Genomic DNA, 25,308 nt, shown 5'->3' with positions numbered 1-25,308 from the left:
GGGGAACGGGTTTCTGTCTCATCTTTGCGTCCTTTGATAAAGCTATGATGAGCCAAAAACCCTCTCTTCTCAATTAATACAATTTGGTCTCATGGGCGTTGATGTCGGACAGGCTGGCAGCAAATGCGCCAAGTAAACAATCGCCGTGAAAAGCCCTGCAGGCTCATCGCGCGTCGTGTCGCCCACCATTTGGTCAATGACCATGGCCACTACGAGCATGATGAAAAATGTCAGGCTGAAAAACCAGTATTGCGAACGGCTGGCACGCCCTGAAAACACGGCATAGTTGCGCATTGCATCGGTATAGTAGTGCATGAAATCCCCCTGATGACACCTAAATGCGAGAAACGGCACGCCCATAGCTGTGAGTAAATGCCATGAGGTGCCGCTGATATTTAATATGTTGAATATATTCGATGGATTAAAGGGGGTCAAGGTGGTCGCGTTCACATATGAACGCACGCACACGAATTGCCTGGAATTTAAGGCGAATACGCTCAAGCAATGGCATCACGCAGGAGAACCTTGCGGTCGATGCAAATGTTGATCGTACAGCGATCAGCGGTATTGAGCGGGGTGACTACAATCCCACGATTGATTTGCTCGAGCGGCTTGCTGAAGCTCTTGCTGTCGACATAGTGGAATTGGTGAGTAGGGTGCCTGAAGGAGCTGAACAGCCAAAGCCTATTCGTGCTGGACGCAAGCCGAAACAGCGCTAGCAACTGTTGCTAGCTTAAGCTCACTTCTCAATAACGAATTTTGTGCAGCAGGATATTCGGGGAAATTGCGGGATCTACGGATAATAAAATATCGAATAACGATTCGAGCGTTTTAAACATGCAAATGCCCTACAAAGTTATTTGGGCGGAAAATCCGGGATAAATAAGGAACTTCAAATTTTCAGGATACATAGACGCAGCGTGTAGCTAGCTTTTGTGTAGTTGCTAGCCTGTTGCTAGGTTGAAAACACAGAAAAGAGCCGCCAGGGTCTTGGTAAATTATATCAATGATTTCAAAGGGATAAATGGTGGGCGATGAGAGACTCGAACTCCCGACATCTTCGGTGTAAACGAAGCGCTCTACCAACTGAGCTAATCGCCCGACTGACTTGTCAGCCGCTGTGAGAGCCGTTTAGGCTGTTCGTTTGAAGAGTGCAAGCGTAAAAATTACAAAAATGCATTTTTTTATTTGTTCGGCTAAAAACGTCGGGCTCGCTGGGGATAACTCACATAGGCACCCTCTATCGAACTGCATGTGGACGTGAGATTCATTCGTTTGAGCTCGCCGTGTGATTCCATTTTCCATTTAATTTGAATGCTTTCCGGTGAAATATGCAGAAGGGTGGATAAAAGCAGATCACTATAAAGGCCCGCAAAAGGGCGGCTTTTAAAATAAATTTGAAATTCTTGTTTTTTCTTCAGATCACTCGCTTGACAGTGGTGAGAGAACCCCTTAAACGACCGCTCACACCGAACGGAAACGTTGGTGACTGACCAGCCAAATGGCTGAAAATGAAATGCGCGGGTGTAGCTCAGTTGGTTAGAGTGCCGGCCTGTCACGCCGGAGGTCGCGGGTTCGAGCCCCGTCACTCGCGCCATTTTCATTCAAGAATTAGCCAATAAATCTTGTGAAAATGGCGCTCTTCGCGTTTTGACTTATTTCCCCAGAATATCATTAATTTAAGATGCACTCTTGAGTTTGTTGATGCAAATCATTGCGGTTCTCATTGCGCGCATGAACCAGCTTATCGACATCATTAATGGTTTTGGGCTGAACTATTTCGCTTTGCGCTTCCAGGACAGATAGGCGACAGAGAAAATCCCGGCCAAAATGACCAGGACGTCGCCGCTCGTGAGCAAATATGCGCTCAAACCCCCATCCTTTCCTTGTGCCTCACTTTTATGTCGAGGGGTGAGGTGTTTTGCGCTACCGCTCTGTTGAACTCAGATCCCGGTTGGCGGTGCGCACTGCGATTGCGTTCAAGAGGAATTCTAAAAGCCGGTAACGGATTGCTGAAGGCAAGCAGGACTACAGATCAAAGTGCCACTGCTTTTTCATTTTACGAATCGCCCTTCTGGCGATGCGAAATTTCTATCAGCCGCGACATGTCACCAGAAGGAAACGGAAGGGGTGTTTTGCACTTTATATATAGGTGCAATTTCTGAGCTCTCTATATCCAGCAAGGTCAGCCGGCTTGCTGAGTGGTTGAGAGGCGATTCTGAGCGCAATCCAAGCCTGGTCTTGATCGAACGAAGTCCAGCTTCGATTCTGTCTGCCGCATCTGGGTCGATTGATTCTACGCGCTTAATAATGGCGAAAGATAGGTCCGCAGCTTTTGCTCACGAAATTATGATATTTTCATGCTATACAGGGTTTGGGTGCGTATTCAGGCTTGATGTTGTCGCTTATTAAGCGTCTGGAACACACTATACCCGTCTGTTCGCGTTGGAGGGGTTGCGCTTGCGTGCATGCTGCGCTAACCGTCCGGCCAAATACTTAAGTTCGCACGGCATGCCCTTTGAAGCTGCTTGAGGCGACGAGGTCGCAAGAGATGCAATGTGTCGCATGGTGGTAAGCTCTAAAAAGCTTATTACAGGCGGCGCAGCCTCGTATTCAAGCCGGATAAGGATCATGAACGAGCTTTTAAGTTCCTATTTGCCGATTGTCATCTTTCTCGGCATTGCAATGGTAATCGGTGTAGCCCTTCTGGTTGCGCCGTTTCTAGTCGCGTACAGACAGCCCGACCCGGAAAAGCTTTCAGCTTACGAGTGCGGGTTTAATGCCTTTGATGACGCTCGCATGAAATTCGACATCCGTTTCTATCTGGTGTCGATTCTCTTCATTATCTTCGACCTTGAAGTCGCTTTCCTGTTCCCGTGGGCTGTGTCCTTCGGTGCAATTGGATGGTTTGGTTTCCTGTCGATGATGCTCTTCCTTGGTGTTTTGACCATCGGCTTCATCTATGAATGGAAGAAGGGAGCGCTGGAATGGGATTGACCGGCACAAACCAGGCATCGGGTTCGACGCTCATTGCCCCGCAGCCAAAGGGTATTCTCGACCCGCGCACGGGCAAGCCTGTTGGCTCCGACGATGCGTTTTTCAATGATCTGAACAGCGAACTGTCCGACAAGGGCTTCATCGTCACATCTGCTGACGCTCTGATCACCTGGGCGCGTACAGGTTCGCTGATGTGGATGACCTTTGGTCTCGCATGCTGTGCTGTGGAAATGATGCATATTTCCATGCCGCGCTATGATGCCGAGCGTTTTGGTATCGCGCCGCGCGCGTCTCCGCGTCAGTCAGACGTGATGATCGTTGCTGGTACGCTGACCAATAAGATGGCTCCGGCTCTGCGCAAGGTCTACGATCAGATGCCTGAGCCGCGCTATGTTATTTCGATGGGTTCATGCGCGAATGGCGGCGGCTATTACCACTACTCTTATTCTGTAGTGCGTGGCTGTGACCGCGTTGTTCCGGTCGATATTTATGTTCCCGGTTGCCCGCCAACCGCTGAGGCTCTGCTTTACGGCATTCTCATGCTGCAAAAGAAGATCCGCCGCACGGGTACGATCGAGCGCTGATCGGGCCTTTCCGGTTCGAGCAGTGCAAGAGGTTTATTGGAGCCCGGTCTGTTTTCCCAAGGGTGGGCAGGGTTCTGAAAGAGGAAGTTAGAGATATGAGCGAAGAAGCTCTTAATGAACTTTCCGGCTATATCAAGGAACGTCTCGGCGATGCGATCGAAGAGGCGAAGCTGGCCTATGGTGAGCTGACGCTTGCTGTTCCGGTCAAGAGCCTGATCAGCGTTCTGACGTTCCTGCGCGATGACGTGCAGTGCCAGTTTGTGAACCTGACGGATATTTCCGGTGTAGACTATCCGCAGCGCGCACAGCGCTTCGATGTTGTCTATCAGCTCATGTCTCCACGCCAGAACCTTCGTATTCGCGTCAAGGTTCAGGCCGATGAAGACACGCTGGTTCCGTCTGCTGTCGGCGTTTATGTCGGTGCTGAGTGGTTCGAACGTGAAACCTACGACATGTATGGAGTTCTGTTCTCCGGCCATCCTGATCTGCGTCGTCTTCTGACTGACTACGGTTTTGAAGGTCATCCGCTGCGCAAGGATTTCCCGACGACTGGTTTTGTTGAGGTTCGCTACAGCGACGAAGCAAAGCGCGTTATCTATGAGCCTGTTGTGCTGCGACAGGAATTCCGCAATTTCGACTTTCTCTCGCCATGGGAAGGGACCGATTACGTCCTGCCGGGTGATGAGAAAGCCAAGACGAACTGAGCGACAGGAAGCTGAACATGGCTGAGACTCAGGTCCGCAATTTTAATATCAACTTTGGTCCGCAGCATCCCGCTGCGCACGGTGTTTTGCGTCTTGTTCTTGAACTCGACGGCGAAGTCGTGGAACGCGTCGATCCGCATATCGGTCTGCTGCATCGCGGCACCGAAAAGCTGATGGAAACGAAGACCTATCTTCAGGCTGTGCCTTATCTCGACCGCCTCGACTACGTGGCGCCGATGAATCAGGAACATGCCTATGCTCTGGCTGTTGAGCGTCTGCTTGGCATTACAGTGCCGAAGCGTGGCCAGCTGATCCGCGTGCTTTTCTCGGAAATCGGCCGTATCCTCAACCACCTTCTCAACGTGACCACACAGGCTATGGACGTTGGCGCGCTGACGCCGCCGCTCTGGGGCTTTGAAGAACGCGAAAAGCTGATGGTGTTCTACGAACGCGCTTGCGGCGCTCGTATGCACGCAGCTTATTTCCGTCCGGGTGGCGTTCATCAGGATCTGCCGGATCAGCTGATTGAAGACATTGGTAAATGGATCGATCCGTTCCTGACGACAACGCTCAAGAACCTCGATGATCTGATCACGCCAAACCGTATTTTCAAGCAGCGTAACGTCGATATTGGCGTTGTTTCACTTGAAGATGCATGGGCATGGGGCTTCTCCGGCGTCATGGTTCGCGGTTCGGGTGCAGCATGGGATCTGCGCAAGTCGCAGCCTTATGAATGCTACAACGAAATGGAATTCGATATTCCAATCGGCAAGAACGGTGACTGCTATGACCGTTACCTGATCCGTATGGAAGAAATGCGCCAGTCGGCTCGCATCATGCGCCAGTGCGTTGATCTTCTGCTCGGCAAGGAACGTGTCGGTCCTGTTTCAAGCACTGATAACAAGATCGTGCCGCCAAAGCGCGGCGAGATGAAGCGCTCGATGGAAGCGCTCATCCATCACTTCAAGCTTTACACGGAAGGCTACCATGTGCCTGCCGGTGAAGTTTACGCAGCCGTTGAAGCGCCGAAGGGTGAATTTGGCGTCTTTCTCGTATCGGATGGCTCCAACAAGCCTTACCGCTGCAAGCTGCGCGCGCCGGGCTTTGCCCATCTTCAGGCTATGGATTTCCTGTGCCGCGGCCACATGCTGGCTGACGTGTCGGCAATTCTTGGCTCGCTCGATATCGTGTTTGGTGAGGTTGACCGCTGATGTCCGTTCGCCGTCTCGCAGATGATGCCGTCCAGCCGGCTGGTTTCGCTTTCAACGCGGAAAATCAGGCCTGGGCGCACAAGACGATCGCAAAATATCCGGAAGGCCGTCAGCAGTCGGCTGTTATTCCGCTGCTCATGCGTGCGCAGGAGCAGGAAGGCTGGGTCACAAAAGCAGCTATTGAGCATGTCGCTGATATGCTTGAAATGCCGCTGATCCGCGTTCTTGAAGTTGCAACCTTCTATACGCAGTTCCAGCTGAAGCCGGTTGGCACACGCGCGCATATTCAGGTTTGCGGCACCACGCCATGCATGTTGCGTGGCTCGGAAGCATTGATGGATGTCTGCCGTCATAAGATCCACCACGATCCTTTCGAGCTCAATGCCGATGGTACACTGTCGTGGGAAGAAGTTGAATGTCAGGGTGCTTGCGTCAATGCGCCGATGGTCATGATCTTCAAGGATGCCTATGAAGACCTGACGCCGGAACGCCTTGCTGAAATCATCGATGCATTTGAAGCAGGCAAGGGCGACACTGTTAAGCCGGGTCCACAGGATGGCCGTATCACGTCTGAACCTATGGGCGGACTGACGGCTCTGACCGAAGATCTGGACTACAAAAAAGTTGGTCTGGAAACCCGTAAGGCATCGGACGCAGCCGTTGCCAAAGCCAAGGCAGAAGCTGAAGCCAAGGCTAAGGCCGAAGCTGAAGCTGCAACCAAAGACGGAAGCAGGTGAGACATGCTGGCTGATAAAGATCGCATCTTCACCAATATCTATGGCTTCAAAGATATGTCGCTCAAGGGCGCCATGTCGCGCGGCCATTGGGATAATACCAAGGGCTTCATCGAGAAGGGCCGTGACTGGATCATCAACGAAATGAAGGCGTCCGGCCTTCGTGGACGTGGTGGCGCGGGCTTCCCGACTGGCCTGAAATGGTCGTTTATGCCGAAGGAAGTGACGGATCGTCCGCATTACCTCGTCGTGAATGCCGATGAATCAGAGCCGGGCACCTGTAAGGACCGCGAAATTCTGCGCCACGATCCGCATACGTTGATCGAAGGCTGTGTGATCGCCGGTTGTGCCATGAACGCCCACACCGCATACATCTATCTGCGCGGCGAATTCATGCGTGAGCGTGAAGCGCTACAGGCAGCGATTGATGAGTGCTATGACGCTGGCCTTCTCGGCAAGAACAATAAGTGCGGCTGGGATATGGATATTTTCCTCCATCACGGTGCCGGTGCTTATATCTGCGGCGAAGAAACCGCTCTGCTTGAAAGCCTGGAAGGTAAGAAGGGCCAGCCACGTCTGAAGCCGCCTTTCCCTGCCAATATGGGTCTTTATGGCTGCCCGACGACGGTTAACAACGTTGAATCGATTGCGGTCGCCCCGACGATCCTCCGTCGCGGTGGTGCATGGTTCTCCTCGATTGGTCGCCCAAACAATGTCGGCACCAAGCTGTTCCAGATTTCTGGTCACGTGAACACCCCTTGCACCGTTGAAGAAAGCCTCGGCATCACCTTCCGCGAGCTGATCGAAAAGCACGCTGGCGGCATTCGCGGTGGCTGGGATAATCTGCTTGCAGTCATTCCCGGCGGTGCATCGTGCCCTGTCGTTAAGGGTGAAGACATGATGGATGCCATCATGGACTTCGATGGTATGCGTGAGCTCAAATCTTCTTTCGGCACGGGTGGCGTGATCGTCATGGACAAGTCCACTGACATCATCAAGGCAATTGCCCGTCTTTCAGCTTTCTTCAAGCATGAAAGCTGCGGCCAGTGCACGCCTTGCCGTGAAGGTACGGGCTGGATGTGGCGTGTCATGGAGCGCATGGTCAAGGGTAACGCGCAGAAGCGCGAAATCGACATGCTTCTCGACGTAACCAAGCAGATTGAAGGTCATACGATCTGTGCGCTTGGTGATGCCGCTGCATGGCCTATTCAAGGTCTGATCCGCAATTTCCGTCCGGAAATTGAAAAGCGCATTGACGATTATACACGCAACGCTGTTCAGAGCCGCAACATCCGCCTCGAAGCGGCTGAGTAAGCGGAAGAATACGTTGTATGTCCGCCCGGGAAGGGCGGACTTTAGAGTTTGACATCTGGAAGATGCGGCAAGAGCCGCAGGTTTGGATAAGCGATGGCAAATATTAAGGTTGACGGCACAGAGATCGAAGTACCCGATCACTATACGCTCCTTCAGGCTGCCGAAGCCGCGGGGGCTGAAGTCCCGCGTTTTTGTTTCCACGAACGGCTTTCCATCGCCGGAAACTGCCGCATGTGCCTTGTTGAAGTGAAGGGTGGACCGCCAAAGCCGGCAGCGTCCTGCGCTATGGGCGTGCGCGATCTGCGCCCCGGCCCGAATGGCGAAGCACCGGAAATTTTCACCAACACGCCTATGGTCAAAAAGGCCCGCGAAGGTGTGATGGAATTCTTGCTCATTAACCATCCGCTCGATTGCCCGATTTGCGATCAGGCAGGTGAGTGCGATCTGCAGGATCAGGCAATGGCGTTTGGTACCGATGGCTCGCGCTATCGCGAAAACAAGCGTGCGGTTGAGAACAAATATATTGGACCGCTTGTCAAGACCGTGATGACGCGCTGCATTCACTGCACGCGCTGCGTCCGCTTCACGACCGAAGTGGCTGGCATTTCTGAACTCGGCCTGATCGGTCGCGGTGAAGATGCTGAAATCACCACCTATCTTGAACGCGCCATGACTTCTGAGCTTCAGGGCAATGTTATTGACCTTTGCCCGGTTGGTGCGCTGACTTCGCGTCCATATGAATTCCAGGCTCGTCCGTGGGAACTCAACAAGACTGAAACCATCGATGTGATGGATGCGGTCGGTTCGAACATCCGCGTTGATACGCGTGGCCGTGAAGTGATGCGCATCATGCCGCGCGTGAATGAAGCGGTGAACGAAGAGTGGATTTCCGACAAGACCCGCTTCATTTGGGATGGTCTGCGCACCCAGCGCCTTGATCGCCCCTATGTTCGCAAGGATGGCCGTCTGGTTGCAGCATCGTGGCCTGAAGCTTTCGCGGCAATCGCTGCAAAGGTTTCGGCAACATCCGCTGACAAGATTGGTGCAGTTGCAGGCGATCTGGCTTCGGTTGAAGAACTCTATGCTCTCAAAAGCCTCATCGCATCGCTCGGCTCGAACAATATCGACAGCCGTCAGGATGGCGCAGCACTCAACCCGGCTCTGGGACGTGCAAGCTATCTCTTTAACACAACGATCGAAGGCATTGAAAATGCTGACGCTCTTCTGATTATCGGCTCCAACCCACGTGTTGAAGCTGCTGTTCTGAATGCGCGCATTCGCAAGCGCCAGCGTATGGGCCATTTCCCGATCGCTCTGATCGGCGAACAGGCTGAGCTGCGTTACGATTATGAATATCTGGGCGCGGGCGCAGACACACTTTCCGCAGTTGTTTCCGGCAAAAACGCATTCCGTGACGTGCTGGCAAAGGCTGAACGCCCACTGATCATCATCGGTCAGGGCGCGCTTACCGGCGAAAACGGTGCTGCTGTTCTGGCAGCCGCTGCGAAGCTTGCGCAGGATGTTGGTGCAATCAGCGCTGAGTGGAACGGCTTCTCTGTTCTTCATACTGCCGCTTCGCGCGTTGGTGCTCTTGATCTCGGTATTGTTCCGGGTGAGGGCGGCAAGGCAGCAACTGATATGCTCGGCAATCTTGATGTTGTGTTCCTGCTTGGTGCAGACGAACTCGACATGACGGCTAAGGGCTCGAGCTTCATCGTTTATATTGGTACACATGGGGATGCCGGTGCACATGCTGCTGACGTTATCCTTCCCGGTGCAGCCTATACCGAAAAATCGTGTACATGGCTCAACACCGAAGGCCGCGTGCAGTTTGGCAATCGTGCAGGTTTTGCTCCGGGCGAAGCCAAGGAAGACTGGGCAATTCTGCGCGCTCTTTCCGACACGCTCGGCAAGCGTCTGCCATTTGACAGCCTCGCACAGCTTCGCGCCAAGCTCTATGCAGACTTCCCGCATATGATGGCAATCGACACGATTGCTCCTGCGAACGCAGACGACCTGTCGGCACTTGCAGCAAAAGCAACTACCCTTTCTGGCGGCGCTGCTTTTGTTTCGCCGATCAAGGATTTCTATCTGACGAACCCAATCGCGCGCGCTTCCGCCGTCATGGCCGAGTGCTCGGCGCTTGCGGCCGGCAGCTTCCAACAGGCAGCTGAGTAAGCGAGAGAGAGACGGAATAATGGACGGAATTTTTGCAGCTTACGTCTTGCCCGCGCTGATTATAGCGCTGAAGTCGGTCGTTCTGCTTGTCGTATTGCTGATCGTCGTGGCTTACCTGCTTTATGCAGACCGTAAGATCTGGGCAGCTGTACAGCTTCGCCGTGGTCCAAACGTTGTTGGTCCATGGGGTCTGTTTCAGGCTTTCGCCGATCTTTTGAAGTTCGTCTTCAAGGAACCGATCATTCCTTCGGGCGCAAACAAGGGTGTGTTTCTTCTTGCACCGTTTGTTTCTGCGGTTCTGGCAATGGCAACCTGGGCGGTCATCCCGGTCAATGAAGGCTGGGCGATTGCTAACATCAATGTCGGCATTCTCTATATCTTCGCCATTTCTTCGCTTGAAGTTTATGGTGTGATCATGGGCGGCTGGGCCTCCAACTCGAAGTACCCGTTTTTGGGCGCGCTTCGTTCGGCAGCTCAGATGGTCTCTTATGAAGTGTCGATCGGTTTCGTAATTGTTACTGTTCTTCTGACGGCTGGCTCGCTTAACCTGACGGATATCGTGCTGTCGCAGAATACGGGTCTGGGTACATCGCTCGGTCTGCCTGCTTCGTTCCTGGACTGGAACTGGCTGGTCCTGTTCCCGATGTTCGTGATCTTCTTTATTTCAGCGCTTGCTGAAACGAACCGCCCGCCATTCGATCTTGTCGAAGCTGAATCCGAACTCGTGGCCGGTCACATGATCGAATATTCGTCCACGCCGTTCCTTCTGTTCTTCCTGGGCGAGTATGTGGCAATCACGCTGATGTGCGCCCTGATGACCACACTCTTCCTCGGTGGCTGGTTGCCTCCGGTTGACGTATGGTTCCTCAACTGGGTTCCGGGCATCATCTGGTTCATGCTCAAGCTCTGCTTCTGCTTCTTCATGTTCGCCATGGTGAAGGCTTTCGTACCGCGTTACCGCTACGACCAGCTGATGCGTCTGGGCTGGAAAGTGTTCCTGCCGATTTCGTTGGCAATGGTTGTGCTGACCGCGACTGTCATCAAAGTCTTCGGTCTGGTGTAAGGAGAAAGACAAATGGCTTCATTCGCACAGGCCGCGAAATCCCTCCTTCTCAAGGAATTCGTCGGCGCTTTCTTCCTCTCCATGCGTCAGTTCTTTGCGCCGAAGGCAACACTGAACTACCCGCATGAAAAAGGTCCTGTTTCGCCGCGTTTTCGTGGCGAGCATGCGCTGCGCCGTTATCCCAACGGCGAAGAACGCTGCATTGCCTGCAAGCTCTGCGAAGCGATCTGCCCGGCGCAGGCAATCACCATTGAAGCGGGTCCGCGCCGCAATGACGGCACGCGCCGCACAGTGCGTTACGACATCGACATGGTGAAGTGCATCTATTGCGGCTTCTGTCAGGAAGCTTGTCCGGTGGATGCAATCGTTGAAGGTCCGAACTTCGAGTTTGCGACCGAAACCCGCGAAGAGCTTTACTATGACAAGGACAAGCTCCTTGCCAATGGCGATCGCTGGGAACGCGAAATTGCGCGCAACATTGCGATGGATGCGCCATATCGCTGATTGGTTTTGCTGAAACCGTTGTTTCAGCATCCGGTTTGGAAAGCGGCAACAGGAAGGGGCGGCCCGTCTTGTTGCTGGAATTTAAGTTTCGCGATTATTCGCGGCAAACAAAGACTAAAGCGGATGAAGCAATAGGGCTTTGTCCACGGAAAGGTGTTGGGGGATCCCCATGCTGACAGGTATTGCGGCAGCGTTCTTCTATCTGTTCGCCTTTATCATGATCGCAAGTGCGTTCATGGTGATTGCGGCACGCAACCCCGTGCATTCGGTGCTGTTTCTGATCCTCGCTTTCTTCAATGCGGCGGCGCTGTTCCTGCTGACGGGGGCCGAGTTCCTCGCCATGATCCTGCTCGTCGTTTATGTCGGTGCTGTGGCGGTTCTCTTCCTCTTCGTCGTCATGATGCTGGATGTTGACTTCTCCGAATTGAAGCGCGGCGCACTGCAATATGCGCCGGTTGGCGCTCTGGTCGGTCTCATTTTGCTGGGCGAGCTGATTGTTGTATTTGCGGGTTCGGTGTTCTCACCAAAGCTGGGGCAGGGCGCGGTGCCGATCCCGGATATTGCTGAACGCACCAACACAGCAGCCCTCGGTGACATTCTTTACACCGACTACGTTTTCAACTTCCAGATTGCAGGATTGGTCCTTCTCGTTGCCATGATCGGTGCGATCGTTCTGACGCTGCGGCATAAGCCGAATGTTAAGCGCCAGTCGATCCCGGATCAGGTTGCTCGTACGCCTGAGACGGCGATCGAGATCAAGAAGGTCGAACCGGGCAAGGGCATCTGAGGAAAAGAATATGGAAATCGGTATTGCTCATTATCTGACCGTTTCGGCCATCCTGTTCACCCTTGGCGTTTTCGGTATTTTCTTAAACCGCAAGAACGTCATCGTTATCCTGATGTCTGTCGAATTGATCCTTCTTTCGGTCAATCTCAACTTCGTGGCGTTTTCATCTGTACTAGGCGATATGGTCGGACAGGTTTTCGCGCTTTTCGTTCTGACTGTTGCGGCTGCTGAAGCAGCTATCGGTCTGGCAATCCTCGTTGTTTTCTTCCGTAATCGCGGTTCTATCGCGGTGGAAGACGTCAATGTTATGAAAGGTTGACGGGCAAATGCTCTATAACGCGATCGTCTTCCTTCCGCTTATTGGCTTTCTTGTTGCTGGTCTCTTCGGCAACAAGATTGGTGCCAAAGCGAGTGAATACATCACTTCCGGCCTGATGGTGATCGTTGCGATCCTGTCTTGGGTCGTCTTTTTCAAGATCCCGCTCGGCGTTGATGCCGAAACGGTGCGTATCCCGGTTCTTCATTGGGTTACATCCGGTTCGTTGTCTTTTGACTGGGCTCTGCGTATTGATACGCTGACCGGCGTCATGCTCGTCGTGGTCAATTCGGTGTCGGCACTGGTGCATATCTATTCGATCGGATACATGCACCACGATCCACATCGTCCGCGCTTTTTTGCCTATCTGTCGCTTTTCACCTTTGCCATGCTCATGCTGGTAACGTCGGACAACCTGATCCAGATGTTCTTCGGCTGGGAAGGTGTGGGTCTCGCATCTTACCTTCTCATCGGTTTCTGGTTCCAGAAGCCTTCGGCAAATGCCGCTGCAATGAAGGCATTCGTGGTCAACCGCGTTGGTGACTTTGGCTTCCTTCTGGGTATCTTTGGACTGTTTGCGCTGTTCCAGTCGGTCGATTACAACACAATTTTCGCGGCTGCTGCGAACTATCTGCCAGCTGAAGGTTCAGCGGATGCTGGTGCTGTTGTTCTGAACTTCCTCGGCTATGAACTGCACAAGGAAACAGCACTCACCGTTGTCTGCCTGCTGCTTTTCATGGGCGCGATGGGTAAGTCGGCGCAGTTCCTGCTGCACACCTGGCTTCCTGACGCGATGGAAGGCCCGACACCTGTTTCCGCACTTATTCATGCGGCAACCATGGTGACCGCGGGCGTGTTCTTGGTTGCGCGTATGTCGCCAATCTTTGAACTCTCGCACACGGCTCTTCTGATCATCACGATCATCGGTGCAACGACGGCATTCTTTGCCGCAACCGTTGCGCTTGTGCAGAACGACATCAAGCGCGTTATCGCTTATTCGACCTGTTCGCAGCTTGGTTACATGTTTGCGGCTCTGGGTGTCGGCGCTTACGGTGCAGCTGTCTTCCACCTTTTCACGCACGCTTTCTTCAAAGCGCTTCTGTTCCTTTGCGCAGGCTCGGTTATCCATGCCGTTTCTGACGAACAGGATATGCGTCGCATGGGTGGTCTGCGTAAGCTGATCCCGGTCACTTACTGGATGATGATGATCGGTACTGTTGCAATTACGGGTCTGGGTGTTCCGGGCACGATTATCGGTACGGCTGGCTTCTTCTCGAAAGACGCCATCATCGAGTCGGTCTTTGCATCGCACAGCCTTGCTTCCGGTTATGCCTTCACACTTCTGGTGGTTGCAGCTCTGTTCACGAGCTTCTATTCATGGCGTCTGATTTTCATGACCTTCTTTGGCAAGCCACGCGCTTCCGCTGAAGTCATGCATCATGTGCATGAATCCCCACCTGTCATGCTTGTGCCACTGCTGATCCTTGCTGTTGGCGCGCTGTTTGCCGGTGTGGTTTTCAAGGAATATTTCTTCGGCCACGATTATGCCGAGTTCTGGAAGGGTGCGCTCTTCACACTGCCAGGCAACGAAATCCTGGAACATTATCATCATGTTCCGCTGTGGGTTAAGCTGTCGCCGTTCATCGCTATGCTGATCGGTTTGGTAACGGCATGGGTCTTCTATATCCGTGCGCCACACATTCCGAAGGCACTCGCAGAGCGTCACCGCGGTCTGTACCAGTTCCTTCTCAATAAGTGGTACTTCGACGAACTTTATGACTTCATTTTTGTCCGTCCTGCACGTTGGCTTGGCCGCTTCTTCTGGAAGGTTGGCGACGGCAAGATTATTGACGGGTATGGTCCTAATGGTGTCGCTGCACGTGTCCTTGATGTTACAGGTCGCGTTGTGAAGATGCAGTCGGGTTACCTTTATCACTACGCATTCGCGATGCTTATCGGCGTCGCCGCGCTCGTCACCTGGATGATGCTCGGGAGCTCTTTCTGATGACCGATTGGCCAATTCTTTCTACGGTCACATTCCTGCCGCTCGTCGGCGCCTTGTTGATCCTTCTCATCAAGGATGACAGCGAAGCCTCGCGTCGCAACATCAAGAATGTTGCGCTGCTAACCACGGTTTTCGTTTTCATTCTCTCTCTGGTTATCTGGGCCGGATTTGATAATTCAAATCCGGGCTTCCAGATGGTCGAACAGGTTGACTGGCTTGGTGGTGGCATTTCCTACCACATGGGCGTCGACGGTATTTCGATGCTGTTTGTCGTGCTGTCAGCTTTCCTCATGCCGTTCTGCGTGCTGGCAAGCTGGTTTGCGATCGAAAAGCGCGTCAAGGAATACATGATCGCGTTTCTTATTCTGGAAACGCTCATGATCGGCGTGTTCTGCGCGCTGGATCTGTTCCTTTTCTATGTATTCTTTGAAGCAAGCCTTATCCCGATGTTCATCATCATTGGTGTCTGGGGTGGCAAGCGCCGCGTTTATGCAAGCTTCAAGTTCTTCCTCTATACGCTGCTCGGCTCCGTATTGATGCTGATCGCGATCATGGCAATGTACTGGCAGGCCGGTACACTCAATGTGGTCGAATTGCTGAAGTACGATTTTCCGGCAGGCATGCAGACGTGGTTATGGCTGGCATTCTTCGCGTCTTTCGCAGTGAAGATGCCAATGTGGCCGGTTCACACCTGGTTGCCGGATGCGCACGTTGAAGCGCCGACAGCAGGTTCGGTTATTCTGGCGGGTATTCTTCTGAAGCTTGGTGGCTACGGCTTCCTGCGCTTCTCGTTGCCGATGTTCCCGCTGGCATCCGCTGATTTCGCTCCGTTCATTTTTGCCCTGTCTGCGATTGCGATCATCTACACCTCGCTCGTCGCCTTGGTACAGGAAGACATCAAGAAACTGATCGCATATTCGTCGGTTGCGCACATGGGCTATGTCACCATGGGTATCTTTGCAGCCAACGAGCAGGGCGTGCAGGGTGCAATCTTCCAGATGCTCTCGCATGGCATCGTCGCGAGCGCGCTCTTCCTTTGCGTGGGCGTAATCTATGATCGCATGCATACCCGTGAAATTTCGGCTTTTGGCGGTCTCGTCAACAATATGCCGAAATATGCCGTGGCCTTCCTCATCCTGACGATGGCGAATGTCGGTCTTCCGGGTACGTCTGGCTTTATCGGTGAATTTCTCACGCTGTTCGGTGTCTTCCGCGTCAATACGTGGGTAGCACTGTTCGCAACATCGGGTGTGATCCTGTCGGCAGCCTATGCGCTGTGGCTCTATCGCAACGTGGTGTTTGGTGCGCTGACAAAGGAAAGCCTCAAGGGCCTTCTCGACCTCAGCCCGCGTGAAAAGCTGATCCTGTATCCGCTTGTGATCCTTACCATTTTCTTCGGTGTGTATCCGGTGCCGGTCTTCGATGTGACCGCAAGCGCTGTGCATGCACTGGTTACTAATTATGACGCAGCGCTGGCAAATGCCGCTAGCGCTACGCTGGCGCAGTAAGTAAAGGCGTAGGCTTGATGCAAACCGACCTGATTGCTTCCCTGTCTCTCGCAGCTCCCGAGGTTCTCCTCGCGCTGAGCGGACTGGCATTGCTCATGATCGGCGTGTTCTCCGGAGAGCGCGCCTCCACTCTCGTCAATGGGCTTGCTGTTGCCGTTCTGATTGCAGCACTCGCTCTTGTCGTTATCTTCCCGCACAATGGCAGCGCCTTTGGCGGTGCCTTTGTGAGTGATGCTTTCGCACGTTTCATGAAGGTGCTGACACTGATCGGCTCCATCGTGGCGCTGATCATGTCTGTTGGCTTTGCGCGTGAAGACAAGTTCGATAAGTTCGAATTCCCGGTTCTGATCGTGCTGGCAACACTCGGCATGCTCATCATGGTGTCGGCATCGAACATGCTCACACTCTATATGGGCCTCGAATTGCAGTCTTTGGCACTTTATGTGCTGGCAGCCTTCAACCGTGATAGCGTTCGTTCGACTGAAGCGGGCCTCAAGTACTTCGTGCTTGGTGCACTTTCGTCGGGCATGTTGCTCTATGGTATCAGCCTTGTTTACGGTTACACCGGTCATATCGGTTTTGCCGAAATCGCAAACGCGATCACCGGCGGCGAACGTCAGCTTGGTCTGGTCTTCGGTCTGGTGTTTATCCTTGCAGGTCTTTGCTTCAAGATTTCCGCCGTTCCATTCCATATGTGGACGCCGGATGTTTATGAAGGTTCACCGACACCTGTAACCGCATTCTTTGCCGCTGCTCCAAAAATGGCAGCAATGGCGCTGATCGTTCGCGTTGCTGAAGGCGCTTTCGCTCCTGTTACCCATGACTGGCAGCAGATCATCACCTTCGTTGCAATCGCTTCGATGGTGCTGGGTGCTTTTGCTGCAATCGGTCAGCGCAACATCAAGCGCCTGATGGCTTATTCGTCGATCAGCCACATGGGCTATGCCCTTGTTGGTCTGGCTGCGGGTACCGTTGTCGGCGTGCGTGGCGTCGCACTTTACATGGCGATTTATCTCGTCATGACGCTCGGCAGCTTTGCCTTCATCCTGTCCATGCGGACCAAGGACGGCAATGTTGAACAGATTGACGATCTCGCAGGTCTGTCGCGCAGCAATCCGCTTATGGCCTTTATCATGACGATCATGCTGTTCTCGCTTGCAGGTATTCCGCCGCTCGCTGGCTTCTTCGGTAAGTGGTACACCTTTGTTGCAGCCGTTGAAGTGGGCCTCTATCCGCTGGCGATCATCGGTATTGTCGCTTCGGTTGTTGGCGCGTTCTACTATCTGCGCATGATCAAGATCATGTGGTTCGATGAGCCGGTGACGACTTTCGTTCCGGCAGCAATTGAGCTGCGTCTCGTGCTGCTTGTTTCAGGTGCATTTGTTCTCTTCTATGCACTGATTGGCGGCTGGCTTGGCGGTCTTGCTGAAACTGCAGCAAAGACTTTCTTCTGAGCATGACTATCAATAAGGCCGCAGGTGATGGCAATGGTTTCACGCTGGCACCTGCGGCTTTAGCAGACAACTATCGGCTGGAGTTTTTTCCCGTCGTTGGTTCTACCAATGCAGAGGCGCTTGATCGGGCAACTGCCGGCGATGCCGGGCGCCTCTGGTTCGTGTCTCCGAAACAGGAAAGCGGACGAGGGCGCCGGGGCCGTACATGGACTGCTCCCGAAGGCAATCTTGCGGCAACGCTTCTTCTCGTCGATCGCTTTGATCCGAAAATTGCAGCCACGCTTGGCTTTGTTGCAGGACTTGCGCTTGCTGATGCCGTTGATGCGGTTTTGCCGGAAGCTGTGGCTTCGCGCGTGACTGTTGCGCTCAAATGGCCCAATGACGTGCTGGTTGATGGCGCAAAACTCTCCGGTATTCTCCTTGAATCGACGCTGCTTTCTGACGGTCGTTTTGGTCTTGCGGTGGGCATGGGCACAAATGTTGTCGCCTCTCCGCAAGGCTTGCCTTACCCCGCGACATCCTTGCGTGAACTTGGCAGTCAGGTCGATGCAGCGACATTGTTTTTGGCACTTTCGGATGCATGGTGTCATTATCATTCAATATGGAATGCTGGGCGAGGGCTGAATGAAATCCGTCTGCGCTGGCTCAAGCGCGCGCATGGGCTGGGCCTGCCCGTTATGATGCAGTTGAATGGCCGTATTGTTGAAGGTGTTTTTGAAACCATCGATTCGGACTGCCGCCTTGTTATCCGCGAAGATGACGGTACACGTGTGCCGGTAACTGCCGGGGACGTCTATTTTGGAACGGCAGCCTCTGTTAAACCCGTTTCCTGATTGAATAATTGTGCACAATTGAACGCTGTGCGGGTTGTTCCGGGCTTGCAAACTATCGGCAGGCGGTTCAACAGGGGCATAATAAATTCTAAGTAAAGAACAGGGAGGCATTATGCCCCGCTCACCATCGACACAATTTGTCTTCCTGCCGCTTGGCGGTGTCGGCGAAATCGGCATGAACCTTGCCATGTATGGCTTTGGTCCTGAGGACAAACGCGAATGGATCGTGGTCGACATGGGCGTAAGCTTTGCTGGCCCGGAGCATCCGGGCGCGGATCTGATCCTGCCAGACATTCGCTTTCTCGAAGCTGAGAAGCATAATCTGCGCGGCATTATCATTACCCATGCGCATGAAGACCATTATGGCGCCTTGCTTGATCTTTGGCCGCGTCTGAAGGCGCCTGTTTATGCCACGCCGTTTACGGCAGGCTTGCTGGAAGCCAAGCGTCAGTCGGAATCTGGTGCACCGGAAATTCCGGTCAACATATTCAAAGCGGGTGAGACCTTTGAGGTTGGTTCCTTCAAGATAGAAGCGATTGCGGTTACGCACTCGATTCCAGAGCCTGTTTCGCTCGCCATCACCACACCGCTTGGTACAGTCATTCACACGGGCGACTGGAAGATGGACCCTGATCCATCCATGGGACCGTTGATTGACGAAGCACGTTTCCGTGCAATCGGCGATCAGGGCGTTTTGGCGTTGATCTGCGATTCCACCAATGCGATGCGCGATGGTGAATCACCGTCTGAGCGACAGGTCGGTGAAAGCTTGCGCGAGCTTATTGAAGGCGCGCGTGGTCGCGTGGCGATTACAACGTTCTCATCCAATGTTGGCCGTATCCGCTCCATTACAGAAGCGGCGCGCGATGCTGGTCGTCAGGTGCTGGTGGTCGGTCGTTCGATGAAGCGCACAATCGCGGTTGCGACCGAGCTTGGCTATATGGAAGGCTTGCCGGAGTTCCTCAGCGAAGATGATTACGGCTATATCCCGCGCGAAAATGTCGTAATGATCCTGACGGGCAGCCAGGGAGAGCCACGTGCAGCGCTGGCCAAGCTTGCGCGTGATGAAATGCGCAGCATCGCGTTGTCGGCAGGCGACACGGTTATTTTCTCATCGCGCCCGATTCCGGGCAATGAAAAGGCTATTCTCGACATCAAGAACAAGCTCATTGATCAGGGCATTAAGCTGATCAGTGATGATGATGCGCTTGTGCATGTTTCCGGCCACCCGCGCCGCAGTGAGCTAAGGCGCATGTATTCTTGGGTGCGTCCGAAGATTCTCGTGCCCGTTCATGGCGAGGCAGCGCATCTTGTCGCGCAAGGGGCGCTCGGTGCTATGGAGGGCATTGAAGAGATTGCACAGGTGCGCGATGGCGACATGTTGCGCCTGGCACCAGGCAAAGCAGAAATCATCGATGAAGCACCTGTTGGCCGTATCTATAAGGACGGCAAGCTGATCGGCGACGAAGACGAAATCGGCATGGTTGAGCGGCGCAAGCTCGCTTATGTCGGCCATGTCGCTGTTTCTGTGCTGCTCGACCGTGACTTCAAGATCATGGATGAGCCCGATCTGGTTGCCTTTGGCCTGCCTGAAGAAGACAGGCAGGGCGATTTGATCGAAGATATTCTGCTTGATGCGGCAATCGAAGCGATCGACAGCATTCCACGGGCGCGCCGCAAGGATATTGAAGTGGTCCGTGAATCGGTTCGCCGTGCGGTTCGTGCTGCGACAAATGAAGCATGGGGCAAAAAGCCGGTGGTGACAGTCTTCATCAACCGGATAAAGTAGCTCTGTTTTCGGAGGAGGAAGATAGATGCTCAAACGCCTGAACCATGTCGCAATCGTGGTTCCAGATATAAAGTCCGCCTCTGCGCTTTACACAGGACAGCTTGGTGCGAACGTGACCGCGCCGCAAGCTTTGCCTGAGCACGGGGTGACGGTGGTCTTTATTGATGTGGGGAACACCAAGATCGAATTGCTGGAACCGTTGGGAGAGGGATCGCCCATTGCGAGTTTTCTGGAAAAGAACCCTTCGGGCGGAATGCATCATCTTTGCTTAGAAGTTGACGATATTTTAGCCGCACGCGATCATCTCAAGGCGCAAGGGGCACGCATTCTCGGTAATGGTGAGCCAAAGATTGGCGCCCATGGCAAGCCGGTGCTGTTTTTGCATCCCAAAGACTTCAATGGCACTTTGATCGAGCTTGAGGAGGCATGAGATGACGATTGTTTCCGGTATCGCGATGTATTTTATCTTCTGGTGGATAACACTATTTGCGCTCTTACCGGTTGGATTGCGCACGCAGGCGGAAGAAAATGACGTGACATTGGGAACGGTCGCGAGCGCGCCAGCCAAACCACGCATCGGACTTGCATTTCTGCGTACCACGTTTGTCGCCACCGCGATCTTCTGCATCTATTATTACCTGACGCAGGTTCAGGGCTTCAGCCTTGATGATATTCCGCATTTTTTTCCCGATCTGAAGTAAAATCGGACATTCTGTTTCTCGATAAATGAAGCGCTGCAAGACATAGTGCCTATTTTTTAGGCGCTATTTTTTGAGGCGGCATTTTTGTCGCTTGCGTCAAGATCATGCGTTGAATCTAAAATGTATCAATCCGTTATAACGGTTTGAAAAGAAAGAAATTTAGTGCCTTTCCAGCGAAAGCGCGTAACGGCTTCGCGCAAGACAATGCGTGATAAAAATTGAGACAGCATTTCCAATGATCCACTCAAAACAGCAAATGCTCTGAGCTTTGGAAAGCTTGCCTGTGACGCTGCGCTTTGCATTGAAAAACTGAAAAATATCAAAGGCTTATTTTGCCAGGTGAGAGCTTTTTCTCTTGAAGGCACGGCAAAGCCAAAAAAAAAGCAAGGCTTTCGCCTTGCTAGTCGAATACGCGTTCGATCCGTTTCCGTATTACAGGCGGCTGCGAATTAACGCGCCTGGATCCATCCTCCCAAGACTTTGACCGCGTGAAACAACGGTTAGCTCCGTTGTTATGCTTATTGATGAAAAAAATAGCGGACTGCATAGCTTTTGTCACCAAAAATCTTTTGTGATGTCATATTTCCTTCGCAATTTTGCCGCCTCTCGTGTGCGATATGCATAATACATTGAAATTTAAAATGAATCTCGGCGCCTTTCTTAAATGATCTTTTTCGTCATTCTGGCGGTGATGGCTGTGGATGGGAAAAAACCTTCTGATCAAAGCACGGGGAGGCGGGTTTTCAATAGCGGTATAACCCGTTATGAAGCCAGCAAGTTTGCTTAATTTTTGCCTGATTCTACACACAGTCGGTTGCTATTCAGGCAATCTCTCTCTTGATCGGTGGTCACGATGCGTCTGTCGCAGTATTTTTTGCCCATTCTGAAGGAAAACCCAAAAGAGGCAGAAATTGTCTCTCACAGGTTGATGTTGCGTGCGGGCATGATCCGTCAGCAGTCGGCAGGCATTTATTCATGGCTCCCGCTTGGCCTGAAAGTGCTCAACAAGGTCTGCAACATCATTCGTGAAGAGCAGAACCGTGCAGGCGCCAGCGAAATTCTGATGCCGACGATCCAGTCCGCCGATCTTTGGCGCGAAAGCGGTCGTTACGATGCATATGGCAAGGAAATGCTGCGCATTCAGGACCGGCAGGAGCGCGAAATGCTCTTTGGTCCGACCAATGAAGAAATGGTCACGGATATTTTCCGTTCTTATGTGCGCTCCTACAAGGATCTGCCGCTGAACCTCTATCACATCCAGTGGAAGTTCCGCGATGAGGTGCGTCCGCGTTTTGGCGTGATGCGCTCGCGTGAGTTTCTTATGAAAGACGCCTATTCGTTCGACCTCGATTACGAGGGCGCGAAAATGGCTTATTACCGCATGTTCGTGTCGTACCTGCGTACATTTGCGCGTGTTGGTCTTCAGGCGATCCCAATGCGTGCCGATACCGGCCCGATTGGCGGCGATCTCAGCCACGAATTCATCATTCTCGCCGAAACCGGCGAAAGTCAGGTTTATTGCGATAAGGCATATCTTGAACTGGCTGTTCCGGGCGCAGATACGGATTTCCGTAACGATGAGCAACTGACCGATATCGTCAAGCGCTGGACAACGCCTTATGCAGCAACCGACGAGATGCACGACGAGGCTGAATGGGCAGCTGTAAAAGCTGATGATCAGGTTTCAGCGCGCGGTATTGAAGTCGGCCACATCTTCCATTTCGGCACGAAGTATTCTGAGCCGATGGGCGCAAAAGTGCAGGGGCCTGATGGCAAGGAACACGCTGTATCGATGGGGTCTTACGGCATTGGTCCTTCGCGTCTGGTTGCAGCGGCAATCGAAGCTTTCCACGACGAAGCTGGTATCATCTGGCCCAAGGCAATTGCGCCTTTCGGTGTTGGCATTGTCAACATGAAGCCCGGTGATGAGGCTTGCGATGGCGTGAGCGAAAAGCTCTATACTGCCTTCACCAATGCCGGTCTTGATCCACTGCTTGACGACACGGATAACCGTGCGGGATCGAAGTTTGCAACGATGGATCTGATCGGTCTGCCTTATCAGGTGATTGTTGGTCCGCGTGGCGTTGCTGCCGGTGAAGTTGAAGTCAAGGATCGCAAGACTGGTGAGCGTCAAAACCTCACCATTGAGGCAGCAATCAACCTTTTGACGGCATAACCATGAGCAATGCGGCGGCAGCAAAATCTGACGGCAAGCAGAAGGTGCCTAACAAGGCGCCTTCTTCAGGTCCTTTCTCCGCTTATGAGCGGATGATCGCATGGCGCTATTTGCGAGCGCGCCGCCGCGAGACGTTTATTTCGGTCATTGCCGGTTTCTCTTTCACGGGCATCATGCTCGGTGTTGCAACGCTCATTATCGTCATGGCGGTGATGAACGGTTTTCGCGCCGAGCTGCTCAATCGAATTCTCGGTATTAATGGCCATCTCATCATGCAGCCGATAGATCGGCCGCTGGATGACTATGCGAGCCTGATTACACGTATTGACGGTATTTCCGGCGTAAAATTTGCCATTCCGGTGGTTGAAGGTCAGGCTTTGGTGCAGGGCAATATTGGCGCAGGCACCGGTGCTCTGGTTCGAGGGCTTCGTGAAGAAGACCTCGACAAGCTCAAGCTTGTTTCGGACAATATCAAACAAGGCACCCTGAAAGGCTTTGATCAAAGCGGAGGCGTGGCCATTGGCACGCGTATGGCTGAAAATCTTGGTCTTTCTGTCGGTGATACGCTCCGCGTTATCTCACCCGATGGTGATGTGACACCGTTTGGCGTCAATCCGCGGGTTAAAGCCTATCCTATCGTTGCAATCTTCGAAATTGGCATGTCGGAATATGACGCGTCGATTGTCATGATGCCGCTTTCAGAAGCCCAGCTTTTCTTTAATCAGGAAGGCAAAGTGCAGTCGCTTGAAATCTTCGTCGATAATCCTGACAAGGTGGATGCGATGCGCGCACCGGTCGAGGAAGTTGCGGCTCGTCAGATTTCCATGGTCGATTGGCGCCAGCGCAACCAGACCTTCTTCTCGGCTTTGCAGGTCGAGCGCAATGTCATGTTCATGATCCTGACGCTGATCGTGCTCGTCGCAGCCCTTAATATCATTTCCGGCCTGATCATGCTGGTGAAGGATAAGGGCCGTGACATCGCGATCCTTCGAACCATGGGCGCCACACGTGGGGCTATCATGCGAATATTCCTTATGACAGGCGCAGCCATTGGTGTCACGGGTACGTTTGCAGGCGTGGTTTTAGGCGTGGTTGTGTGCCTCAACGTCGAACGTCTGCGCGAGTTTTTCTCTTGGCTTTCCGGCACGACCCTGTTTAATCCAGAGCTCTATTTCCTGAGCACGCTTCCGGCCAAGATGGATGTCGGCGAAACGGTTTCCGTCATAGCTATGGCTCTGATCCTTTCCTTTATTGCCACCATTTTTCCGGCCTGGCGCGCTGCTAAACTCGATCCGGTCGAAGCATTGAGGTACGAATAATGGCGGCTGAAGTCATTCTGCGTCTGGAAAATGTCAGCCGCGCCTATAAGGAAGCTGATCGCGAACTGGTCATCCTGAAAGATGCGAGTTTTACACTGCATCGTGGCGAGATGGTTGCACTGGTTGCCCCGTCTGGTGCTGGTAAATCGACATTGCTGCATACGGCCGGTTTGCTGGAGCGCCCGGATGCGGGTGATGTTTTTCTCGATGGCCGCTCCTGCAGTGCCCTTTCAGAGGATGAGCGCACAGCCGTTCGCCGCAACGATGTTGGCTTTGTTTATCAGTTCCATCATCTTCTGCCGGAGTTCACGGCACTTGAAAACGTGATGATGCCACAGATGATCCGTGGCCTGCCACAAAAGGCAGCGTCCGTTCGCGCGCAGCAGTTGCTCGACTATATGAAGATCGGCAAACGTGCTTCGCATCGCCCATCGGAGCTGTCGGGCGGCGAGCAGCAGCGCGTTGCCATTGCGCGCGCAGTTGCCAATGCACCTCTGGTGTTGCTGGCCGATGAGCCAACCGGCAATCTTGACCCGACAACATCCTCTTATGTTTTTGGTGCGCTGGAAGCACTGGTGCGGCAGTCGGGACTGGCTGCGATGATTGCGACGCATAATCACGAGCTGGCGCGTCGGATGGATCGTCGTGTGACGTTAAAAGACGGCAAAGTCGTCGATCTTTGAGAGCGCTTTGACGTCGCTCTAAGCTTTTCGTTCAATCGCCCTATAGAGCGCCGGTGGCCATGCCGCCGGCGTTTGCATGTTTATTATTCATAAACCTTAAATACACGCGATCGCTTACATGGGTGTTGACTTTGGAACAGAAATGGAACAAACAATAAACATACGTGAACAAAGAGGAGTTATTCCAATGACCGATCTCGTCTACGACGTTTTGTCTTTCGTCTCCATCAGCCTTTTCGTTGCGACCTTCGCCATATGGGTGAGTGCAATCTGAAAGCGCAAAGCGGGTTCTTCTGTGAACCTCGCTGATAGTAACGGCGCTCACTCTGGACATCGTTACCGTATTCCCCGAAAGTGTGACGATGGGCGATAAGAGTCGCCCGTTACCCTGTGCAAATCTCATATCGTGAGCAGCACTCGGATGGCGCTGAAAACATGATTTCGCTAT

24 protein-coding genes and 2 tRNA genes are annotated in these 25,308 nt (G+C 53.1%); 24 read left to right on the top strand and 2 right to left on the bottom strand.

The genetic code is table 11. From position 1 onward, the window contains the following. Positions 1-69: 69 nt before the first annotated feature. Positions 70-315, bottom strand: coding sequence for a DUF805 domain-containing protein (locus ABE527_RS14065; protein ID WP_499697255.1), 246 nt, complete (start codon positions 313-315; stop codon positions 70-72). Positions 316-452: 137 nt separating this feature from the next. Between ABE527_RS14065 and ABE527_RS14060 the strand changes: the two genes are divergently transcribed. Beyond that, complete coding sequence (locus ABE527_RS14060; RefSeq protein WP_499697254.1) at positions 453-719, top strand: helix-turn-helix domain-containing protein; 267 nt, start codon at positions 453-455, stop codon at positions 717-719. Positions 720-1,025: 306 nt separating this feature from the next. Here ABE527_RS14060 and ABE527_RS14055 read toward each other — a convergent pair. After that, positions 1,026-1,101, bottom strand: a tRNA-Val gene (locus ABE527_RS14055). 419 nt (positions 1,102-1,520) lie between these two features. Between ABE527_RS14055 and ABE527_RS14050 the strand changes: the two genes are divergently transcribed. The 23 genes from ABE527_RS14050 to ABE527_RS13940 all read left to right on the top strand — a co-directional run bounded on the left by ABE527_RS14050 (position 1,521) and on the right by ABE527_RS13940 (position 25,134). Then, positions 1,521-1,597: transfer RNA gene (locus ABE527_RS14050), tRNA-Asp, on the top strand. Between the two features lie 1,034 nt (positions 1,598-2,631). Continuing rightward, positions 2,632-2,997 carry an NADH-quinone oxidoreductase subunit A gene (locus ABE527_RS14045; RefSeq protein ID WP_007874537.1) on the top strand — a complete coding sequence of 122 codons (366 nt, stop codon included), beginning with the start codon at positions 2,632-2,634 and terminating at the stop codon, positions 2,995-2,997. Continuing rightward, positions 2,988-3,581: a NuoB/complex I 20 kDa subunit family protein gene (locus tag ABE527_RS14040; RefSeq protein ID WP_024897475.1), complete on the top strand. Its 594-nt coding sequence runs from the start codon at positions 2,988-2,990 to the stop codon at positions 3,579-3,581. The genes ABE527_RS14045 and ABE527_RS14040 overlap by 10 nt, the downstream gene beginning before the upstream one ends. A gap of 95 nt (positions 3,582-3,676) precedes the next feature. After that, positions 3,677-4,285, top strand: coding sequence for an NADH-quinone oxidoreductase subunit C (locus tag ABE527_RS14035; protein WP_499694208.1), 609 nt, complete (start codon positions 3,677-3,679; stop codon positions 4,283-4,285). Positions 4,286-4,302: 17 nt separating this feature from the next. Further along, positions 4,303-5,496 (top strand): NADH-quinone oxidoreductase subunit D, encoded by a 1,194-nt coding sequence (locus ABE527_RS14030; protein WP_265983543.1) that lies wholly within the window; start codon positions 4,303-4,305, stop codon positions 5,494-5,496. Beyond that, positions 5,496-6,233 carry an NADH-quinone oxidoreductase subunit NuoE gene (gene nuoE / locus ABE527_RS14025; protein WP_499697253.1) on the top strand — a complete coding sequence of 246 codons (738 nt, stop codon included), beginning with the start codon at positions 5,496-5,498 and terminating at the stop codon, positions 6,231-6,233. Before ABE527_RS14030 ends, nuoE begins: the two co-directional genes overlap by 1 nt. A 3-nt stretch (positions 6,234-6,236) precedes the next feature. Then, positions 6,237-7,544: an NADH-quinone oxidoreductase subunit NuoF gene (gene nuoF / locus ABE527_RS14020; protein WP_265983545.1), complete on the top strand. Its 1,308-nt coding sequence runs from the start codon at positions 6,237-6,239 to the stop codon at positions 7,542-7,544. A gap of 93 nt (positions 7,545-7,637) precedes the next feature. Beyond that, the gene (gene nuoG, locus ABE527_RS14015; protein WP_499697252.1) at positions 7,638-9,722 is read left to right on the top strand and encodes an NADH-quinone oxidoreductase subunit NuoG; all 2,085 of its coding nucleotides are present in this window, start codon (positions 7,638-7,640) and stop codon (positions 9,720-9,722) included. A 19-nt stretch (positions 9,723-9,741) separates the two neighbouring features. Then, a complete protein-coding gene (gene nuoH, locus ABE527_RS14010) occupies positions 9,742-10,785 on the top strand; it encodes an NADH-quinone oxidoreductase subunit NuoH (protein ID WP_265983548.1) in 1,044 nt (347 codons plus the stop codon). 12 nt (positions 10,786-10,797) lie between these two features. Next, on the top strand, positions 10,798-11,289 hold the full coding sequence (gene nuoI, locus ABE527_RS14005) for an NADH-quinone oxidoreductase subunit NuoI (protein WP_007874549.1): 492 nt from the start codon (positions 10,798-10,800) through the stop codon (positions 11,287-11,289). Positions 11,290-11,458: 169 nt separating this feature from the next. Further along, positions 11,459-12,076, top strand: coding sequence for an NADH-quinone oxidoreductase subunit J (locus ABE527_RS14000; protein WP_265983549.1), 618 nt, complete (start codon positions 11,459-11,461; stop codon positions 12,074-12,076). Positions 12,077-12,086: 10 nt separating this feature from the next. Next, positions 12,087-12,395, top strand: coding sequence for an NADH-quinone oxidoreductase subunit NuoK (gene nuoK, locus ABE527_RS13995; protein ID WP_140905091.1), 309 nt, complete (start codon positions 12,087-12,089; stop codon positions 12,393-12,395). 7 nt (positions 12,396-12,402) lie between these two features. After that, positions 12,403-14,397 carry an NADH-quinone oxidoreductase subunit L gene (nuoL, locus tag ABE527_RS13990; RefSeq protein WP_265983552.1) on the top strand — a complete coding sequence of 665 codons (1,995 nt, stop codon included), beginning with the start codon at positions 12,403-12,405 and terminating at the stop codon, positions 14,395-14,397. Next, a complete protein-coding gene (locus tag ABE527_RS13985) occupies positions 14,397-15,905 on the top strand; it encodes an NADH-quinone oxidoreductase subunit M (protein ID WP_265983553.1) in 1,509 nt (502 codons plus the stop codon). The genes nuoL and ABE527_RS13985 overlap by 1 nt, the downstream gene beginning before the upstream one ends. A gap of 17 nt (positions 15,906-15,922) precedes the next feature. Continuing rightward, entirely contained in the window at positions 15,923-17,359 is a 1,437-nt protein-coding gene (gene nuoN, locus ABE527_RS13980) for an NADH-quinone oxidoreductase subunit NuoN (protein ID WP_265983554.1), read from the top strand. A gap of 2 nt (positions 17,360-17,361) precedes the next feature. Continuing rightward, positions 17,362-18,192 carry a biotin--[acetyl-CoA-carboxylase] ligase gene (locus tag ABE527_RS13975; RefSeq protein ID WP_499697251.1) on the top strand — a complete coding sequence of 277 codons (831 nt, stop codon included), beginning with the start codon at positions 17,362-17,364 and terminating at the stop codon, positions 18,190-18,192. Positions 18,193-18,304: 112 nt separating this feature from the next. Then, on the top strand, positions 18,305-19,981 hold the full coding sequence (locus ABE527_RS13970; RefSeq protein ID WP_499697250.1) for a ribonuclease J: 1,677 nt from the start codon (positions 18,305-18,307) through the stop codon (positions 19,979-19,981). A 25-nt stretch (positions 19,982-20,006) separates the two neighbouring features. Further along, the gene (mce, locus tag ABE527_RS13965) at positions 20,007-20,411 is read left to right on the top strand and encodes a methylmalonyl-CoA epimerase (RefSeq protein ID WP_499697249.1); all 405 of its coding nucleotides are present in this window, start codon (positions 20,007-20,009) and stop codon (positions 20,409-20,411) included. 1 nt (position 20,412) lies between these two features. Then, the gene (locus ABE527_RS13960) at positions 20,413-20,682 is read left to right on the top strand and encodes a DUF1467 family protein (protein ID WP_265983560.1); all 270 of its coding nucleotides are present in this window, start codon (positions 20,413-20,415) and stop codon (positions 20,680-20,682) included. Positions 20,683-21,535: 853 nt separating this feature from the next. After that, positions 21,536-22,858, top strand: coding sequence for a proline--tRNA ligase (proS, locus tag ABE527_RS13955; protein WP_499697248.1), 1,323 nt, complete (start codon positions 21,536-21,538; stop codon positions 22,856-22,858). A gap of 2 nt (positions 22,859-22,860) precedes the next feature. Beyond that, positions 22,861-24,177, top strand: a complete 1,317-nt coding sequence (locus ABE527_RS13950; protein ID WP_265983564.1) for a lipoprotein-releasing ABC transporter permease subunit — start codon at positions 22,861-22,863, stop codon at positions 24,175-24,177. After that, positions 24,177-24,860 (top strand): ABC transporter ATP-binding protein, encoded by a 684-nt coding sequence (locus ABE527_RS13945; protein WP_265983566.1) that lies wholly within the window; start codon positions 24,177-24,179, stop codon positions 24,858-24,860. The genes ABE527_RS13950 and ABE527_RS13945 overlap by 1 nt, the downstream gene beginning before the upstream one ends. 142 nt (positions 24,861-25,002) lie before the next feature. Next, on the top strand, positions 25,003-25,134 hold the full coding sequence (locus tag ABE527_RS13940; protein WP_265983567.1) for a hypothetical protein: 132 nt from the start codon (positions 25,003-25,005) through the stop codon (positions 25,132-25,134). Positions 25,135-25,308: the final 174 nt, after the last annotated feature.

It is taken from the genome of Brucella sp. TWI432, assembly GCF_039674445.1.
GTDB classification, from domain to species: domain Bacteria; phylum Pseudomonadota; class Alphaproteobacteria; order Rhizobiales; family Rhizobiaceae; genus Brucella; species Brucella chromiisoli.
This window is presented reverse-complemented; position numbering and strand designations above follow the sequence as displayed.

Excerpts from the sequence above, each read along its gene's own strand:
- ABE527_RS13950 (WP_265983564.1), top strand. The coding sequence starts at position 22,861 with ATGAGCAATGCGGCGGCAGCAAAATCTGACGGCAAGCAGAAGGTGCCT.
- proS (WP_499697248.1), top strand. The coding sequence starts at position 21,536 with ATGCGTCTGTCGCAGTATTTTTTGCCCATTCTGAAGGAAAACCCAAAA.
- ABE527_RS13975 (WP_499697251.1), top strand. The coding sequence starts at position 17,362 with ATGACTATCAATAAGGCCGCAGGTGATGGCAATGGTTTCACGCTGGCA.
- ABE527_RS13985 (WP_265983553.1), top strand. The coding sequence starts at position 14,397 with ATGACCGATTGGCCAATTCTTTCTACGGTCACATTCCTGCCGCTCGTC.
- nuoI (WP_007874549.1), top strand. The coding sequence starts at position 10,798 with ATGGCTTCATTCGCACAGGCCGCGAAATCCCTCCTTCTCAAGGAATTC.
- ABE527_RS13970 (WP_499697250.1), top strand. The coding sequence starts at position 18,305 with ATGCCCCGCTCACCATCGACACAATTTGTCTTCCTGCCGCTTGGCGGT.
- nuoF (WP_265983545.1), top strand. The coding sequence starts at position 6,237 with ATGCTGGCTGATAAAGATCGCATCTTCACCAATATCTATGGCTTCAAA.
- nuoK (WP_140905091.1), top strand. The coding sequence starts at position 12,087 with ATGGAAATCGGTATTGCTCATTATCTGACCGTTTCGGCCATCCTGTTC.
- ABE527_RS14030 (WP_265983543.1), top strand. The coding sequence starts at position 4,303 with ATGGCTGAGACTCAGGTCCGCAATTTTAATATCAACTTTGGTCCGCAG.
- ABE527_RS13945 (WP_265983566.1), top strand. The coding sequence starts at position 24,177 with ATGGCGGCTGAAGTCATTCTGCGTCTGGAAAATGTCAGCCGCGCCTAT.
- nuoE (WP_499697253.1), top strand. The coding sequence starts at position 5,496 with ATGTCCGTTCGCCGTCTCGCAGATGATGCCGTCCAGCCGGCTGGTTTC.
- nuoH (WP_265983548.1), top strand. The coding sequence starts at position 9,742 with ATGGACGGAATTTTTGCAGCTTACGTCTTGCCCGCGCTGATTATAGCG.
- mce (WP_499697249.1), top strand. The coding sequence starts at position 20,007 with ATGCTCAAACGCCTGAACCATGTCGCAATCGTGGTTCCAGATATAAAG.
- ABE527_RS14040 (WP_024897475.1), top strand. The coding sequence starts at position 2,988 with ATGGGATTGACCGGCACAAACCAGGCATCGGGTTCGACGCTCATTGCC.
- ABE527_RS13940 (WP_265983567.1), top strand. The coding sequence starts at position 25,003 with ATGGAACAAACAATAAACATACGTGAACAAAGAGGAGTTATTCCAATG.
- ABE527_RS14045 (WP_007874537.1), top strand. The coding sequence starts at position 2,632 with ATGAACGAGCTTTTAAGTTCCTATTTGCCGATTGTCATCTTTCTCGGC.
- ABE527_RS14000 (WP_265983549.1), top strand. The coding sequence starts at position 11,459 with ATGCTGACAGGTATTGCGGCAGCGTTCTTCTATCTGTTCGCCTTTATC.
- nuoL (WP_265983552.1), top strand. The coding sequence starts at position 12,403 with ATGCTCTATAACGCGATCGTCTTCCTTCCGCTTATTGGCTTTCTTGTT.
- nuoN (WP_265983554.1), top strand. The coding sequence starts at position 15,923 with ATGCAAACCGACCTGATTGCTTCCCTGTCTCTCGCAGCTCCCGAGGTT.
- ABE527_RS14065 (WP_499697255.1), bottom strand. The coding sequence starts at position 315 with ATGCACTACTATACCGATGCAATGCGCAACTATGCCGTGTTTTCAGGG.
- ABE527_RS13960 (WP_265983560.1), top strand. The coding sequence starts at position 20,413 with ATGACGATTGTTTCCGGTATCGCGATGTATTTTATCTTCTGGTGGATA.
- nuoG (WP_499697252.1), top strand. The coding sequence starts at position 7,638 with ATGGCAAATATTAAGGTTGACGGCACAGAGATCGAAGTACCCGATCAC.
- ABE527_RS14035 (WP_499694208.1), top strand. The coding sequence starts at position 3,677 with ATGAGCGAAGAAGCTCTTAATGAACTTTCCGGCTATATCAAGGAACGT.
- ABE527_RS14060 (WP_499697254.1), top strand. The coding sequence starts at position 453 with ATGAACGCACGCACACGAATTGCCTGGAATTTAAGGCGAATACGCTCA.